This window comes from Mesorhizobium sp. M0862 (genome assembly GCF_040319795.1).
GTDB lineage: Bacteria > Pseudomonadota > Alphaproteobacteria > Rhizobiales > Rhizobiaceae > Mesorhizobium.
In genome coordinates this window covers 104,189-119,940 of record NZ_JAMYOJ010000014.1, presented here as the reverse complement: position 1 = coordinate 119,940, position 15,752 = coordinate 104,189, and the positions used below count along the sequence as shown (strand labels likewise).

Sequence of the window (15,752 nt, the reverse complement as noted above, 5' to 3'; positions counted from 1 at the left end):
CGTACACATTGCAGGATTCGGGTGGCTGGGATCGTGGCACCGTGCAAATCAGGCGTCGACCGCAGTGAAAGGACAGCCATGCTCACGCTTCATGATTATCTGCCGTCGCAAAACGGTTGGAAGGCGAGGGTCGTGCTCGGCCTGCTCAACATCCCCTATGAAAGCCGCCTGGTGTCGACTTTCGAGGGCGAGAGCCACACCGACGCCTTCCTGAAGCTCAACCCGGCCGGCGCCGTTCCTGTGCTCGAACTCGAGGATGGCCGTGCGATCGCCGAATCGAATGCGATCCTCATTTATCTCGCCGAAGGCACGCCCTTGCTGCCGGCGGATCGCTATGTCAGCGCGAAAGTTATGCAATGGCTGTTCTTCGAACAGTACCATGTCGAGCCGGTCATCGGCTCCCTGCGCTTCTGGACGCTGGCCGGAAGGCTGGAGCGCAACCAGGCGACGCTTCCGGCCAAGCGCGAAGCCGGCGCCCGCACGCTGGCAGCGCTGGAGCGCAGCCTGAACGACACGCCCTTCCTTGTCGGCGACATGCTCACCATCGCCGACATTGCTGTCTATGCCTACGGCCACCGTGCCGAAGATTGCGGCTTTGCGCTGGCGGCTTATCCGGCGGTTCGTGCCTGGACGGGCCGGGTACGCGACGCCATCGGTCCCGGCTATCCCGTGCATCTCTACAGCATCGATCGGCATTCGGCTGCTTGAAGGCAAAAGGCGCGTTCACCTTGCTTAGTCGAAAAGAAGACCCAGATTCTGCTTTGTCGGCGGTTTTTTCTCGCAATCCGTTGGCTGGATGGCCGGGTCTCGGCGTCATCTCGACGACCGGCCGGCACTTAGCATGGAGGTGACCATGACACGCAACGACATCATTTCGGTGTTGGGGCCGGTAGACGAGGCGGTCATAGCCGACATCGCGCTGACCGGCGCCACCCTTGAAGAACTGCGCGAGGCGTTCGCTTGGCTCGGTGCCGACGAGGCGCTGGTCAACGAGGGTCGCCCCTTGCCGGGAACGAAGGTGGCGCGGCTGATCGAAATTCTCGATATGCCGGACGACGAGGACGGCCGGCAAGCGGCGTCGCAGTAGGCCGTAGGCGTAGGGTATCGGTCTGCGCCACCTTATTCCCTATTCCCTACGGCCTATTCCCTTCCCTTACGCCCTCGACAGCAGCCGGCGCATGATCAGCGAGGCGTGGCCGCCAACGCCGTGCGCGGCCGTGTGGCGCTCGACCACTTCGAAACCGTGCTTGCGATAGAAGGCGATCGCCCGGTCGTTGCCCTCGATCACTTCCAGCGCAATGCTGGGGATGCCGGCATGCGCGACAAGCACCGCGTGCAGCAGGTCGGTGGCGAGCCCGCTGCCGAACTCTGTCTTGTCGATGTGCAGCCGGTCGAGCAGGACATCGCCACGATCGTCCATCGCCGCCATCGCGTAGCCGGCGATCGAACCGTCCGGCCGTTCGGCCACGAACGACATCTTGTTGTCGTCCCCAAGTTCCTCTGCCAGCCGCTCGGGCGCATGCTTGTCGTCCGAGAGCCGCGCTGTATTTTCAGGTCCCAGGATCGACGAATAGGTGCGCCGCCAAGACTCTCCCAGCAGCCGCGATACCGACGCTACATCGTTCTCTGTCATCGCCCTGATCTGAACCATGGCCGATCCCTTACTGCCTTACCCGCGACTTCAGCCACCGATCGAAGGCCACGGCCAGGATCAGGATCAGGCCGATGACGATGCTTTGTGTGTAGGAAGAGACATTGTTGAACTGTAGCCCGTTCTGCAGCACGCCGATCAGTGCTGCGCCCACCACCGTGCCGCCGACCGAGCCGATGCCGCCGAATAGCGAGGTGCCGCCGATGACCACGGCCGAAATCACCGTAAGCTCGTAGCCGATGCCGGCCACGGCTTCGGAGGAGTTGAGCCGTGCTGACAAAACGAAGGCGGCCAGCCCGGCGAAGAAGCCGACGATGACATAGACCGAGATCAGAATGCGGTCGACGCGCAGGCCCGACAGGCGTGCGGCCTCGGCATTGCCGCCGACGGCATAGACGGCACGGCCATAGCGCGTATAGCGCAGCACGATGTGGCACAGGATGGCGGCCGCCGCGAAGATGATCGCGGGCACCGGCACCGGTCCGATGAGCCCGGTGCCGAACCAGCGCATCGAGGCGTCGAAACCGGAGATCGGTCCGCCATTGGAGATGGTCAGCGTCAGGCCGCGAAACACTGTGAGACCACCCAGCGTGACGACGAAGGGCGGCACTTTCAGCCTGGTGATGGCAAAGCCCTGGACGGCGCCGGCCAGCGCCCCGACGATGACGGCGGCAAGCAAGGCGGCGAACCAGCCATATCCTTGCGTGCCCGTGGTCGACAGCGACAGCGTGTTGGCGGTGCCGCCCTTGGCCACCACCGCCGCCACCATGCCGCAGAAGGCGAGCAGCGAGCCGACCGACAGGTCGATGCCGGCAGTGAGGATGACGAAAGTCATGCCAAGCGCGATCAGCCCGGTGATCGAGATCTGCCTCAAAATGTTGAACAGGTTGATTGGATCGATGAAGCTCGGCTTCAGCACGGTGAAGATGACGATCAACACCGCCAGGAACATCAGCGGCCCAAAACTCATCAGAAGCCGCGCGATGTTGATGCCGCTGCGCTGGGTCTGTTCGGTGGTGCTGGTCATTGCATTGCGTCCTGCTTGCGGTCGAGCGCCATCAGTTCCATCAGTTTTTCCTCGGTCGCTTCGATGCCTGGCATTTCGCCGGTGATACGGCCGCGCCGCATGGTGACGATGCGATCCGACACCGCCAGCACTTCCGGCAGTTCCGACGAGATCATCATGATGGCGATGCCGCGCGCAGCCAACTGGACCAGGATCTGGTGCACTTCGGCCTTGGCGCCGACATCGACGCCGCGCGTCGGCTCGTCGACGATCAGTACTTTCGGGTCGCGCGCCAGCCAGCGGGCCAGGATGACTTTTTGCTGGTTGCCGCCGGACAGGCCCTCGATCGCCTGGTCGGGCGAGGCCATGCGGATCGACAGTGCCTTGCGATAGCCGGCCAGCGCCTCGCGCTCGCGCCGTTCGGCCATGAAGCCGGCCCCATTGCTGTAGCGGCCGAGCGAGGCGATCGAGAAATTGTTGAGAATGCCCAGTGCTGCAAAGATCGCCTGGTGCTTGCGGTCTTCCGGCACCAGCCCGATGCCGAGTTTGATGGCGTCTGCGGGGGAGGCCGGGGCGATCGGCTTACCGTCGAGCGCAATCGTGCCGGCGGCGATGCGGCCGGCGCCGAAAATGGCGCGGGCAAGCTCGGTGCGGCCGGAACCGACGAGGCCGGCAACGCCGAGGATTTCGCCGGCCTTCAGATCGAGGTTGACGCCTTCGAGTACGATGGCATGCGGCGCCAACGGGTCGCGTACCGTCCGCAGCCCGCGCACCGAGAGCCTGACCTCGCCGGCGACATCGCGCTGCGTCGGCCGCGCGTAGAGCTCGGAGGCGGCGCGGCCGACCATCTTCTCGATGATCTTCGGGATCTGGATCGGCTGGCCGTCACGGTCGAGATGACCGGCCAGCCTGCCGTCGCGCAACACCGTCATCCGGTCGCAGATCGCCGACGCTTCTTCCAGCCGATGGGTGACGAACATGATGGCGACACCGTCCTTGCGCAGCCTGTCCATGATCGACATCAGTTTCTGCACCTCGGTCTCGGTCAGCGCCGAGGTCGGCTCGTCCATGATGATCAGGCGGCTTTCCAGCGACAGAGCGCGGGCGATTTCGACCAGCTGCTGTTCGGCTACCGACAGCGAGGACACCGGCGTCGCCGGATCGATGTCGAGACCGACGCGGGCGATGATCGCGCGCGAGGCGTCCTCCATCCTGCGCCAACTGACCAGCCCGAGCGGCCCGAGCGGCGCGCGGCCGATGAAAATGTTTTCCGCAACCGTCAGCGTCGGGATCAGGCTCAGTTCCTGATAGATGGTGACGATGCCATGCCGCTTGGCATCCTGCGGACTGGACGGCGCGTAGTCGGCGCCGTCGAAGACGATGCGGCCGCTTGACGGCGGCATCACGCCGGACAGGATTTTCAACAGCGTCGACTTGCCGGCGCCGTTCTCGCCGAGCAGGCCAAGGATCTCACTGGGCCGCACCTCGAGCGAAACGTCGATGAGCGCGGTGACGCCGGAAAAATGCTTGGTCACGCCTTCGACGGAAAGGAGCGGGGGCGATGATGCGGTGGGTTCAACGGCGGACAAGCATTGCTCCCGGATTGCGATAGGCAGCGGGACAGCGCCCCCCTCTGTCCCGCCGGACATCTCCCCCACACGGGGGGAGATCAGCAGTTTTGCCGGCAGCACTATTTCTATAACGTTGGCGATTGGCGAAAGCAGACGTGACGGCCAATCTCCCCCCAAGTGGGGGAGATGTCCGGCAGGACAGAGGGGGGCGCGACAGAGCGCGACCTCCACCCGTCATGGGCCCTACTCTCACTTCGTCTCGTTCAACCTCTCCGCCTTGTCGAGATTGTCCTTGCCGATGACGATCGGCGTCAACAGCACCAGCTTCTCCTTCGGCTCGGTCTTGTCCCTGGCGAAGGCGACCGCGATCTGCACCGCCTTGCGCGACTGTTCGCCGGGGAACTGCTCGACCGTGCCGGCGAGCTTGCCGTCGCGCACGGCGACCAGCGCTTCCGGCAACGCGTCGAAGCCGTAGATCTTGACGTCGGTGAAGTTGCGCGCGGCACAGGCTTCGAGCGCGCCGAGCGCCATGTCGTCATTGGCGCAGATGATGGCGTCCGGCTTGCCGTTGGCGGCAAGCCCGGCCTCGGTCACCGACAGCGCTTCGGCGCGGGCGAAATTAGCGGTCTGCTCGAAGATGATCTGGTACTTGTCCTTGAGCGGATCGAGCACATTGTGGACGCCTTTGTTGCGGTCGATCGCGGGCCCGGCACCCGGCTGGCCCTGCAAATGGAACAGCTTGGCGCCGTTGGGGAACGCCGCCACCATGGCCTGCGCCTCGGCCTCGCCGCCCTTGACATTGTCGGCGCCGACATGGGCCAGAATGCCCTCGACGCCGTCAACGCGGCGGTCGATAGTGACCACGGGAACCCCGGCCTTGACCGCTTCCTCGATCGCCGGCGCCAGCGCGTTGACGTCAAGCGGCGAAATCACGATGGCGTTGACCTTCTGCACAAGTGCGGCCTCGATGTCGGCGGTCTGCTTCGGCGCCGAGTTCTGGCCGTCGCTCTCGGTCAGATTGACGCCTTGCGCCTGCGCCTCCGCCTTGATCTCGTTCAGCATGTGCACAAAGAACGGAAAGCCGAGATTGGGCACCGAGCCCAATATGGTCAATTTGTCGGCGGCAAAGGCCATGGGCGCGGCCAGCGCCATGGCGCCGGTCGCCACGGTCGACAACAGGAATTCGCGTCTGTTCATCAGATATCCTCCACATGAACGCAGGAGCCCGAAACCGGGAGCGGCTCGGGACGGTCCTTGCGTCAATTCAAAATGGAGTGTCCTGTGAACGCCCCGAGGGGACGCGAGGCGCTCCAGCCGGTCCGCCGCAACGTTCTCCTCCGCACGGCGCCGACCCGAGGATGCTAGCCAAGGAAAATCGATTACGCAAGGTGAGGCGAGGGGCTGAAACTGCTAATCTCCCCCCTTGTGGGGGAGATGTCCGGCAGGACAGAGGGGGGCGCTGTCCCGCCGACATTGGCCAATTTCACTTACATCTTTGAGCTAACCTCTACGCAGAATACTTGATGCGGGCGATCCTTCGCGCCCCCCTCTGCCTTGCCAGGCATCTCCCCCACGAGGGGGAAGATTGGCAGCTTAGACGCCTCTACCTGTCGATGGTCGTCATCACCCGCTCATTGTAGCGCGGCCCTGAGACCTTGCCCGGCGCAAGGGCTGCATCGAGCGCAGCCATCTCGGCGGCGTCGAGCGTGACCGCGGCCGCAGCAACATTTTCTTCGAGATACTTGCGCCGCTTTGTCCCCGGGATCGGCACGATGTCAATGCCGAAACCGTCGCCCTTGCCGAGCACCCAGGCCAGCGCGATCTGTGCGGGCTTTGCCCCTTTGGCCGCGGCCACCTCCTGCACCGCAGCCGCAGCCGCGACATTAGCGTCGTAGTTGGCGCCCTGGTAGCGGGGGTCGCCGCGGCGGAAATCGCCTTCCGGATAATCCTCGGCGCGCTTGACGTCGCCGGCGAGGAAACCGCGGCCGAGCGGCGCGAACGGCACCAGGCCGATGCCGAGCTTTTTGAGCAGCGGGATGATCTCCGGCTCCAGATTGCGCTCCCAAAGCGAATACTCGCTCTGCAGCGCCGAGACAGGGTGCACGGCATGCGCACGGCCGATATTCGCCGCGCCCGCTTCCGACAGGCCGAAGAAGCGCACCTTGCCCTCGGCAACCAGCCGGCCGACCGTGCCGGCGACGTCTTCCATCGGCACCGCCGGATCGACGCGATGCTGGTAGTAAAGGTCGATATGGTCGGTGCCGAGCCGCTTCAGCGAGCCCTCCAGCGCCTCGCGGATATGGTCGGGCCGGCTGTCACGCTCCGTGCCGACCTGTCTGCCGTTTTCGATGCGGAAGCCGAATTTGGTGGCAAGGGTCACCTCATCGCGCCGGCCCTTCAGCGCCCGCCCGAGCAGTTCTTCATTGGCATAGGCGCCGTAGACTTCCGCCGTGTCGAGGAAGGTACAGCCGAGTTCGATGGCTCGGTGCAGGGTGGCGATCGATTCCGCCTCGTCGGCAGGGCCGTAGGACTGGCTCATGCCCATGCAGCCGAGGCCGATCACCGAGACCTGCAGCCCCTGGCTGCCAAGTTTGCGGGTGCTGAGGGTCATTGCCGTTCTCCTTGGGGCTGAGGAAAACTATAGCGGCCGCTCCTCCAGTTTCCATAGCTGTTCGGCGGAAGAACAGCGCTTCCCTTGACAAAACCCAGCCGCAAGCGCCTTTGCCGGCGGTCATTGGGGGCCATGGGATACCAATGAAGAAGATCTACGAGAAGCCGACGCTGAACCGGCGTCAGCAGCTCTCGCGCGTCACCGCGCTCATAATTCCTTCGGACCACTAACCGAATATTGTCGTCGCCATTGCAAAGTCCGCTGCCGAGGCGCAGCGGTTTTTTGCTGCCGTCGGATCGTAGCGCTGCCAGAAGCAGGCGGTCAAAATTGACAGAGCGGCCGATCTCCAGCATCCTTATGCCGCCGCCATGTCTTGCGGTCTTGTGTATGAGTGAGCCATGGCCAGTTCCGTCACCAGCCAGAATTCCAAGCGCGCCGCGGTGCGCAAGGCGCTCGACCGCCACAAGGTCTACGTCACCGCGCAAAGCTTTTCCGGCGGCGTCTACTCGGCCCGCGTGCTGGTCGACGGCGAGGCCTACTGGGTCGACGAGTTCCGGCTGAGCCAGCTCCAGCAAGGGCTGTCCCCGGCCGAGCTAGACCTGACGCCCGCCTCAGACGATTGAGCGTGATCTCCACATTCTTCGCACCGCGCTGGGAAATTTGAAATGTTGGCGGGACAGCACTGTGCAGGAACGCGGCGCCGGGAAGGTTCGTCCGCCGCCGCCGCTCCCGCCTGACCCATGCCAACCCCGCCAACACTCAAGGCCTATCGCGCCAAGCGCGAATTTACGAAGACGCCGGAACCGGCGGGCGGGCTTATTTCAGGCGACGGCAACCGCTTCGTCGTCCACAAGCATCACGCCACCGCCGACCATTACGATTTGCGCCTGCAGGTCGGCGGCGTGCTGAAAAGCTGGGCGGTGCCGCGCGGCCCCTCGCTCAACCCTGCCGACAAAAGGCTGGCGGTCGAAACCGAGGACCATCCGCTCGAATATATTGACTTCGAGGGCGTCATTCCCGAAGGCGAATATGGCGGCGGGCCGATGATCGTCTGGGACACCGGCACCTGGGCGCCGATGGACGATGTCGACAAGAGCCTGCGCACCGGCGCCTTCAAGTTCCGGCTGGCCGGCGACAAGTTGAATGGCGGCTGGATGCTGACCCGTCTGAAGCCCAAGCCCGGCGAAGACAGCGAGAAGAAAAACTGGCTGCTGTTCAAGGAGCGCGACCTCGCCTCCGACACCAGCCTCGACATTCTGGAAGCGCGGCCGGAAAGCGTGAAGACCGGCAAGCGCATCGAGGAGCTGGTGGCGCCGCCGAAAAAGCCGGCGCGGCTGCCGCCAAAACCCGGCGCGCTGAAACCCGGTGCACTGCCCGGCGCGATCAGGGGCGATCCGCCGTCGCGCATCGAGCCGCAGCTCGCCACGCAGGTGCCGAAGCCACCGGGTGGGCCAGTGGAAGACACAGGTGAACTCTGGTTGCACGAAATAAAATTCGACGGCTACCGTACCATGGCGCATATCGCCGATGGCGAGGTCAGGCTGATCACCCGCGGCGGCATCGACTGGACGAGGCGTTACGGCGACCTGCCGCAGGCATTCGCCCGGCTGCCCCTCAGCCAGGCGATCATCGACGGCGAGATCATGGTGCTGGACGAGAAGGGCATCTCGCGTTTCGCGCTGCTGCAGGATGCGCTGTCGGCGGGTGCGGGCAGCAAGCTCCATTTCTATGCCTTCGACCTGCTGCATCTCGACGGCTGGGACCTCCGCAAGGCGCCGCTCGCAAACCGCAAGGCCCTGCTCGCCGAACTGCTAGCCGGGCAGGGCGCTAACTCCGCCATCCAGCTGAGCGACCATGTCGAAGGCGACGGGCAGGGGCTTTACGATCAGGCCTCGATCCTTGGGCTGGAAGGCGTCGTCTCCAAGCGCGCCAACGCCATCTACCAGAGCGGCCGCACCAAGACCTGGACCAAGGTCAAGGCGCTGGAGACCGGCGATTTCATCATCGCCGGCTACACCGTTTCCGGCGCGGCCGAAGGACTGGCGGCACTCGGCATGGCTGAATTCGCGGATGGCGAACTGCACTATCGCGGCAAGGTTGGCACCGGCTTCGATGCCGCTACGGCGGGCGACTTGCTGACCCGGCTGCAGCCGCTGCGCGACGGCGCGACAGCCCCCGAGGGTGTGCCGCGCGAGATCATGCGCGAGATGAAATGGGTGCGGCCGATGCTGTCGGCCCGCATCCACTACGCCAACCGCACGGCCGACAATTCGCTGCGCCACGGTGTGTTTCGCGGCCTCAGGGATGTCGGCCTGTCGACGCCGGTGTCGCCGAAGCGCAAGCGGCTGATCGCCGAAGCCGATCTCGCCACCATATGGGTGACCAATCCGGAGCGGCGGCTGTTCGGCAAGACCGGGCCGACCAAACTCGACATCGCCGTCTACTACGCGCTGGTCGGCGATTTCATGCTGCCGCACATTATGGGCCGCCCGGTGTCGCTGGTGCGCTGCCCGACGGGCCTGCCGAAGGACTGTTTCTTCCAGCGCCACGCCTTCACCGGCATGCCGCCCTCTGTGGTCACTTTTGATGCCACCAACTCCGAAGGTGAAACCAAATCCTATCTGTCGGTCGAGGGAGCAAAAGGCTATCTGGCGCTGGCGCAGTTCGGGGTCGTCGAGTTCCACACCTGGGGCACCCACCGCACCAGCCTCGACAAGCCCGACCAGATCGTCTTCGACCTCGACCCGGGCGAGGGCGTCGCCTGGCGCGAAGTGGTCGAAGCCGCCGTCCACATCAAGGGCGAGCTGGAACGGCTCGGCCTGGTGCCGTTCGCCAAGACATCAGGCGGCAGCGGCATCCACATCACGGTGCCGGTGACGCAAAAGCAGAACTGGAAAAAGCTGCACCAGGCGACCAGCGCCATCTCCACGCTTCTGGCGGCCACCGCGCCCGACACTTTCACCACCACAATGGGCAAGGAAAACCGCAAGCGCCGCATCTTCATCGACTATCACCGCAACGCCCGCGGCCACACCTCCGCGGCGCCTTATTCGCTGCGCGCCCGCACCAACCTGCCGGCGTCGACGCCGGTGAGCTGGAGCGACCTTGAGACGATCGATGCGCCGCAGGATCTGAACTATTCCTCGCTGCCGGGGTTGTTGGCGACCTCGGGCGACCCCTGGGCGGACATGGAGGATTTCGCGAGGGATTTGCCGGCCTTCAAATAAGGTTTTTCTCCCCATTTCATGGGGGCGAGGAACCCAAGTCCATCGACGCTTCGGACAATTTGAATTATTCTCGGCCTTGGACCTTCAGGGCGACTGGAAGATTTCGCTAGGGATTTGCCTGTATCGTGCCCGGTCGGTGTAGGATTTCCGCAGCACCATTCGTCCTTTGGACGAAGCGCTGCAGTAAGCATGATCCCGAAAAGTGGCAACCGGTTTTCGGTAAGATCATGCTCAGTCTAAATGTCAGTGCGTGGCCGCGTAGGAGAGTATCATGGCGCCCAGGGCAAGTTGGAAAGGTTACCTCAAGCTCAGCCTCGTCAGCTGTCCGGTCCGGCTCTATCCGGCAACGACGACCAGCGAGCGCATATCGTTCAACCAATTGCACAAGAAGACCCACAACCGCATCAACATGAAGCCGGTCGACCCTGAACTCGGCCTCGTCGAGCGCGCGGACCTGGTCAAGGGTTACGAATACGAGGACAAGCAGTACATCATCATCGATGAGGCCGACCTCGAAGCAGTGCGTATCGAATCCAACCACACGATGAACATCGAGGCCTTCGTCGACGAAGACGAGGTCGACGTCATCTATCAGGATGCGCCGTATTACATGGCCCCGGATGGCGCCATGGCGGAGGAAACTTTTGCCGTGCTGCGCGAAGCCATGCGCAAATCCGGCAAGCTGGCCATTGCCCGCCTTGTCCTGTCCAGCCGCGAGCGCGTGGTGACGATCGGCGCGCGCGAGAACGGCATGTTCGTGTGTACGTTGAGGAACCCGAACGAAGTGCGCGGCACGGCTGAATATTTCGGCAACATCCCGGCTGGCAAGCCGGATCCCGAAATGCTGCAATTGGCCGAAGCGCTGATCAAGCAGAAGGAAACCACCTTCGATCCGAAGAACTATGAGGACCGCTACGAGATCGCGCTGATGACGATGATCCGCGAGAAACTGAAGGGCCATAAGCCGATCATTGCGGCGGCGCCCGAGCGTGGCAATGTCATCAACCTCATGGACGCGTTGAAGGCGAGCCTGTCGCAATCAGCCAAGCCGCCGGCCAAGTCGAAGAGCAAGGCCGACGACGCTGAAAAACCTGCCGCCAAGGCTAAGGCGGGTGCGGCCAAGGAAAACCCGTTGAAGGCCAATCTGCTCAAGGCCGTCGGCAAGAGCAAGGGGTGACGGCGCCGACCGGTATAATCCCGGGCGCCGTCTTCGGCGCCATCGGCGCGCTGGCGGCATTTCCGCTGCGGCTCGCGGCCCGTGAGGTGGAGCGTCAGCACGGCCAGTTGCGGCGCGGCGTCACCAGGCGCACCAGCCATGTTGTGTTCGGCCGAACGCTGATCGCCAAGGCCGGCACGGCGAAGGACGGCGATGCCGAGATCGAGCGCCGGGTTGCAGCCGAGGGCTCCGCTGGCCGAACACTCCTTAGCGAAAATGGCTTCCTGCGCCTGCTTGGTCTGATGAAGGCGCCGGAGGCGTCTTCGCTGTCCAGGCAGTCTCTCGTCGACCAGTCCAGACTGTCCGGTGCCGACCTCGACCTGCTCAGCCTGTTCGACGCCTTCGAGCACGATTGTGAACCCTACTCGTTCCGCGATCTGATCCTTGCCCGCAAATATGCCGGGCTGGTTGCCGGCGGCGCATCCTGGGGCGCCATCGCGCGCTCGGTCCACCGTTCCGGCCCGGTCGCCTCGCTCACCGCCAAATCGCTCAATGTCGGCTCGCAGCATGGCAGGCCCGATGCGATCTATCTCGAAGGCGGCCAGAGCGAACTCGACGGCCAGCTGCTGTTCGATCTCGGCAGTGCAGCCGGCGACGACACGCTGGAGGACCTGTTCGCCGAGGCGGAAAGCGCGGAAGAGCAGGGCGATCACGAGCAGGCGGCGGCTCTTTACCAGCGCTGCCTTGCCATCGATCCGAGCGACGCCATCGCCGCCTTCAACCGCGCCAACTGCCTGCGCGGCGCCGGCCGTGCAGCCGAGGCCGCGCACGACTATGCCCGCGCGATCAAGCTCGATCCCGCATTCGTCGAGGCGTGGTTCAACCTCGCCGGCCTGATGAGTGAGCAGGGCAAAGTGCCTTCTGCGCGCCGCCATCTGCAAAAGGCGATCACGCTCGACAGGACTTATGCCGATCCAGTGTTCAACCTCGCCCGACTGGAATTCGACGCCGGGAATCTACTGGAGGCGCGACGGAACTGGATGCGCTATCTCGAACTTGATGCGGATAGCGAATGGGCTCGCATGGCGGCCCGGGGGATACAGTTCGTCGATTTGCAGATGACGCGGACGGCGGGGTAGGGCGCAATGGCAGCGCTTGAGCACCCCCCTCTGGCCTGCCGGCCATCTCCCCCTCAAGGGGGGAGATTGGATGTCGCCATCGCTTTCGCCAATCACTATCGTCGCGAGGTCCGTGAGGCGCTGAAACTGCCAATCTCCCCCCTTGAGGGGGAGATGTCCGGCAGGACAGAGGGGGGCGCGAAGGAACTCGGCCTTTACCGGCAGCGCACCCCATGACCACCTTCCTCTTCGACGGCAATTACACCGCCCCCGTCACGATCCTGCTTGCCCACGGCGCCGGCGCATCGATGGATTCTCCCTCGATGACCGCCACCGCCAAGGCGCTCGCCACCGCCGGCTTCCAGGTCGCGCGCTTCGAATTTCACTATATGGCGGCCCGCCGCTATGGCCAGCGCAAGCCGCCACCGCGCGCCGAGACGGTCAACCCGGAATACATCAAGGCCATCGCCGATCTGAGGGCGAGGGGCGTCGCTGGTCCGCTCATCATCGGCGGCAAGTCGATGGGCGGGCGCGTCGCCTCGATGGTCGCCGACGAGATGTTCGCCAAGGGCGAGATTTCGGGCCTCATCTGCCTCGGCTATCCCTTTCATCCGCCGGCCAAGCCCGAGCAACTCAGGACAAAACATCTCGCCGACCTCAAGACGCCGACGCTGATCTTCCAGGGCACCCGCGACGAGTTCGGCACGAAAGAAGAGGTCGCGACCTACGGCCTTTCCAAAGCCATCGAGGTGATCTGGCTGGAGGATGGCGACCACGACCTGAAGCCGCGCAAGAGCGTGTCGGGTTTTTCGACCGCCGATCATTTGAAGACGCTGGCCGGGACGGTGAAGGCGTGGACAGGGCGGATCGTTTCCTGATCGCCAAATGAAAATCGCCACCTTCAATATCAACAACATCAACAGCCGGCTGCAAAACCTGCTGGCGTGGCTGGCGGCAGCCAAGCCCGATGTCGTCTGCCTGCAGGAGCTGAAGGCCCGCGACACGCAGTTTCCGCGCACGGCGCTTGCGGCGGCCGGCTATGGCGCGCTGTGGAAGGGCGAGCCGACCTGGAACGGCGTAGCCATACTGGCGCGAGGAGCCGAGCCGGTGCTGACCCGTGACGAACTGCCCGGCGATACCGCCGACAAGCAGAGCCGCTACATCGAGGCGGCGGTGTCGGGCGTCGTCATCGCCTGTCTCTACGCGCCCAATGGTAACCCGCAGCCGGGGCCGAAATTCCAGTACAAGCTGGCGTGGCACGCGCGGCTGGAGGCGCATGCCGCAGAACTGTTCGACACCGGCCTGCCGGTGGCGCTGGTCGGCGACTACAACATCGTGCCCGAGCCGCGCGACATCTACGCCACCCGCTCCTATGACGACAACGCGCTGGTGCAGCCGGAAAGCCGGGCGTCATTCCAGCGTCTGCTCGAGCAGGGCTGGACCGATGCGCTGCGCAAGAAGCATCCGAAGGAAACGCTCTACACATTCTGGGACTACCGCCGCAACCGCTGGCCGCGCGATGCCGGGCTGCGGCTCGACCACATCTTGCTGTCGAAGAAACTGGCGCGCCGCCTCACTGCTGCCGGCATCGACCGCGATGTCAGAGGTGAGGACGGCGCCAGCGACCACGCGCCGGTATGGGTCGAATTGAAGTGAATTTGGCTGCGTGATCGCGCCCACTTTCGTGGGCGCAGTTTTGCGCTATTTGTTTCGCTGCGGCGGCCGCATGATGAGCAAGGTGCGGCACCGGAGGGGAGTCCGATGGACAGGTTGGCCGAAAGGCTGTTTGCGCTTCCGCTGCTGGCGGCCGCTTTGGCTTGTCTGGTGCGGGCGTATCTGCTGCTCGGCGACAGAGATTTCAGCTGGAGCGGGATCGACCACATGCTGCACGGCCCAGCCACGCTGCGACCGGTGGTGTTCCTGACCGTCGGCGGGCTTTGCCTGCTTGGCGCCCTGTTGTTCTGGGCCGGACTGCTGCCGGGTCGGCGAAGCCAGCCTGCTGGAACGCCGCTTTTTGGCCGCGACGCCGAGATGGAATCCAAGGGTCGCCCAGGCTGGCGGCGCGCCTTCCTCATGTTGCCGGTGCTCGCCGTGTTGGCGCTGCTGGCCGACCACTTCCCTTGGGCGCGTGACGCCGGCCCGGGCGCTGAGGTCGTCGCCCCGAGGGAGCCCAAAGCCGAGCCGAAGGGCCAGGATATCGCCGGCGTCCCACCGGACCTGGCGACGCCGGCGGTTCCACCGAGTTCGCCGCCGCTCGCCACGCCTCCCGAGCCAACCCCGCCTGAGCAGGCTGCCAAACCGCCGGAACCGGCGCAGCCTACGCCTCCGGCTGCTCCCCCTCGGCCGCCACAAGTCGCAGTCGCTCCGGCGACACCGCCACCGGAGACTGCTCCACCGCCGGCTCCGGCGACACCGCCACCGCAAACCGTCGCGCCGTTGCCGCCGCCTCCGCCGGCGCTGCCGACCGAGCCCGACGGCCATCGCGACGCCGTCGTCTGGCTCGCCGTCTCGGCCGATGGCCGCGACATCATGAGCGCCAGCACCGACCATATGATCAAGCTCTGGGACATCGCCGGCAAGCGGCTGATCCGCAACCTTGGTGAACACAAGGACATGGCGCGCACGGCGCTGTTCATGCCCGACGGCGCAACCGCGCTGACCGCCGGCGACGATGGCGAGATCGTGCTGCGAAAGCTTGCCGACGGCGCGGTGCTGCATGTCTTCTCGTCGGGCGCGAATGGCGGCGTGCGTAAGCTGGCGATCAGCCCGGACGGCAAGCGCGCCGTCAGTGGCCACGACACCGGCAACGTCATCGTCTGGGATCTCGTCAACAAATCGGTGCTGCATGTGATGACCGGACATGACTGGCCGATCAGCACGGTCGCAATCTCGCCCGACGGCACGCGCGCGCTGAGCGGCTCCATCGACGGCACGCTGAAATTCTGGGACGTCGAAAGCGGCAAGCAATTGCGAAGCTGGCACGGCCACGAGCAGGGCACTTACGGCGCTGTCTTCACCGCCGACGGCCATCATGTCGTCACCGGCAGCGGCGACTACACGATCAAGCTCTGGGACCTCGACACGTTTAGGGAATTGCGCCGCTTCGAGGGTCACGAAGGCACCGTCTATACGCTGGCGCTGTCGGCCGACGGCAAGCGCTTGGCCTCCGGCTCGCTCGACGGCACGGCGCGGCTGTGGGATGTCGGCACCGGCGGCCAGACCGCCATGTTCGACAGCCGCACCGGCCCGATCTACGCCGTTGCCTTCGCCACCGACGGCACGCTGCTCACCGGCGGCGACGATCGCACCATCAGGGATTGGCCGGCGGCTGGCGGCGATGGCGAAATCCTGTTCGCCGGCGCACCGCAGTAGCGACATCAAATGCTTTGGATATTCCAGAACAGCCTGGCTT

15 protein-coding genes are annotated in these 15,752 nt (G+C 64.7%); 9 read left to right on the top strand and 6 right to left on the bottom strand.

From position 1 onward, the window contains the following. The first annotated feature begins 78 nt into the window (after positions 1-78). Complete coding sequence (locus NKI15_RS21355; RefSeq protein WP_352886875.1) at positions 79-708, top strand: glutathione S-transferase family protein; 630 nt, start codon at positions 79-81, stop codon at positions 706-708. Between the two features lie 145 nt (positions 709-853). Continuing rightward, the gene (locus tag NKI15_RS21350; protein ID WP_081731260.1) at positions 854-1,087 is read left to right on the top strand and encodes a hypothetical protein; all 234 of its coding nucleotides are present in this window, start codon (positions 854-856) and stop codon (positions 1,085-1,087) included. A 66-nt stretch (positions 1,088-1,153) separates the two neighbouring features. On the opposite strand, the gene NKI15_RS21345 is transcribed toward NKI15_RS21350, so the two are convergent. The 6 genes from NKI15_RS21345 to NKI15_RS21320 form a co-directional block, all read right to left on the bottom strand. Beyond that, on the bottom strand, positions 1,154-1,651 hold the full coding sequence (locus NKI15_RS21345) for a GNAT family N-acetyltransferase (RefSeq protein ID WP_023735430.1): 498 nt from the start codon (positions 1,649-1,651) through the stop codon (positions 1,154-1,156). Positions 1,652-1,661: 10 nt separating this feature from the next. Further along, entirely contained in the window at positions 1,662-2,678 is a 1,017-nt protein-coding gene (locus NKI15_RS21340) for an ABC transporter permease (protein ID WP_023735429.1), read from the bottom strand. After that, a complete protein-coding gene (locus tag NKI15_RS21335) occupies positions 2,675-4,306 on the bottom strand; it encodes a sugar ABC transporter ATP-binding protein (RefSeq protein WP_502898707.1) in 1,632 nt (543 codons plus the stop codon). Before NKI15_RS21335 ends, NKI15_RS21340 begins: the two co-directional genes overlap by 4 nt. A gap of 171 nt (positions 4,307-4,477) precedes the next feature. After that, positions 4,478-5,425, bottom strand: a complete 948-nt coding sequence (locus NKI15_RS21330; protein ID WP_023673481.1) for a substrate-binding domain-containing protein — start codon at positions 5,423-5,425, stop codon at positions 4,478-4,480. Between the two features lie 406 nt (positions 5,426-5,831). Beyond that, positions 5,832-6,839, bottom strand: coding sequence for an aldo/keto reductase (locus NKI15_RS21325; RefSeq protein WP_352515044.1), 1,008 nt, complete (start codon positions 6,837-6,839; stop codon positions 5,832-5,834). Continuing rightward, positions 6,836-7,192, bottom strand: coding sequence for a hypothetical protein (locus NKI15_RS21320; protein WP_156932639.1), 357 nt, complete (start codon positions 7,190-7,192; stop codon positions 6,836-6,838). Before NKI15_RS21320 ends, NKI15_RS21325 begins: the two co-directional genes overlap by 4 nt. 45 nt (positions 7,193-7,237) lie before the next feature. On the opposite strand from NKI15_RS21320, the gene NKI15_RS21315 reads away from it, so the two are divergent. The 7 genes from NKI15_RS21315 (at position 7,238) to NKI15_RS21285 (ending at position 15,712) form a co-directional block, all read left to right on the top strand. Further along, complete coding sequence (locus NKI15_RS21315; protein WP_023673483.1) at positions 7,238-7,462, top strand: hypothetical protein; 225 nt, start codon at positions 7,238-7,240, stop codon at positions 7,460-7,462. Positions 7,463-7,579: 117 nt separating this feature from the next. After that, on the top strand, positions 7,580-10,066 hold the full coding sequence (ligD, locus tag NKI15_RS21310) for a DNA ligase D (protein WP_023705108.1): 2,487 nt from the start codon (positions 7,580-7,582) through the stop codon (positions 10,064-10,066). 271 nt (positions 10,067-10,337) lie between these two features. Beyond that, entirely contained in the window at positions 10,338-11,243 is a 906-nt protein-coding gene (gene ku / locus NKI15_RS21305) for a non-homologous end joining protein Ku (RefSeq protein WP_023712534.1), read from the top strand. Continuing rightward, entirely contained in the window at positions 11,240-12,361 is a 1,122-nt protein-coding gene (locus tag NKI15_RS21300; protein WP_352515045.1) for a tetratricopeptide repeat protein, read from the top strand. The genes ku and NKI15_RS21300 overlap by 4 nt, the downstream gene beginning before the upstream one ends. Positions 12,362-12,573: 212 nt before the next feature. After that, positions 12,574-13,218: an alpha/beta hydrolase family protein gene (locus tag NKI15_RS21295; RefSeq protein WP_352515046.1), complete on the top strand. Its 645-nt coding sequence runs from the start codon at positions 12,574-12,576 to the stop codon at positions 13,216-13,218. Positions 13,219-13,225: 7 nt separating this feature from the next. Further along, positions 13,226-13,996: an exodeoxyribonuclease III gene (locus NKI15_RS21290; protein ID WP_352515047.1), complete on the top strand. Its 771-nt coding sequence runs from the start codon at positions 13,226-13,228 to the stop codon at positions 13,994-13,996. A 105-nt stretch (positions 13,997-14,101) separates the two neighbouring features. Further along, positions 14,102-15,712: a WD40 repeat domain-containing protein gene (locus tag NKI15_RS21285; protein ID WP_352515048.1), complete on the top strand. Its 1,611-nt coding sequence runs from the start codon at positions 14,102-14,104 to the stop codon at positions 15,710-15,712. Positions 15,713-15,752: the final 40 nt, after the last annotated feature.

Excerpts from the sequence above, each read along its gene's own strand:
- NKI15_RS21355 (WP_352886875.1), top strand. The coding sequence starts at position 79 with ATGCTCACGCTTCATGATTATCTGCCGTCGCAAAACGGTTGGAAGGCG.
- NKI15_RS21350 (WP_081731260.1), top strand. The coding sequence starts at position 854 with ATGACACGCAACGACATCATTTCGGTGTTGGGGCCGGTAGACGAGGCG.
- NKI15_RS21345 (WP_023735430.1), bottom strand. The coding sequence starts at position 1,651 with ATGGTTCAGATCAGGGCGATGACAGAGAACGATGTAGCGTCGGTATCG.
- NKI15_RS21340 (WP_023735429.1), bottom strand. The coding sequence starts at position 2,678 with ATGACCAGCACCACCGAACAGACCCAGCGCAGCGGCATCAACATCGCG.
- NKI15_RS21335 (WP_502898707.1), bottom strand. The coding sequence starts at position 4,306 with ATGTCCGGCGGGACAGAGGGGGGCGCTGTCCCGCTGCCTATCGCAATC.
- NKI15_RS21330 (WP_023673481.1), bottom strand. The coding sequence starts at position 5,425 with ATGAACAGACGCGAATTCCTGTTGTCGACCGTGGCGACCGGCGCCATG.
- NKI15_RS21325 (WP_352515044.1), bottom strand. The coding sequence starts at position 6,839 with ATGACCCTCAGCACCCGCAAACTTGGCAGCCAGGGGCTGCAGGTCTCG.
- NKI15_RS21320 (WP_156932639.1), bottom strand. The coding sequence starts at position 7,192 with ATGCTGGAGATCGGCCGCTCTGTCAATTTTGACCGCCTGCTTCTGGCA.
- NKI15_RS21315 (WP_023673483.1), top strand. The coding sequence starts at position 7,238 with ATGGCCAGTTCCGTCACCAGCCAGAATTCCAAGCGCGCCGCGGTGCGC.
- ligD (WP_023705108.1), top strand. The coding sequence starts at position 7,580 with ATGCCAACCCCGCCAACACTCAAGGCCTATCGCGCCAAGCGCGAATTT.
- ku (WP_023712534.1), top strand. The coding sequence starts at position 10,338 with ATGGCGCCCAGGGCAAGTTGGAAAGGTTACCTCAAGCTCAGCCTCGTC.
- NKI15_RS21295 (WP_352515046.1), top strand. The coding sequence starts at position 12,574 with ATGACCACCTTCCTCTTCGACGGCAATTACACCGCCCCCGTCACGATC.
- NKI15_RS21290 (WP_352515047.1), top strand. The coding sequence starts at position 13,226 with ATGAAAATCGCCACCTTCAATATCAACAACATCAACAGCCGGCTGCAA.
- NKI15_RS21285 (WP_352515048.1), top strand. The coding sequence starts at position 14,102 with ATGGACAGGTTGGCCGAAAGGCTGTTTGCGCTTCCGCTGCTGGCGGCC.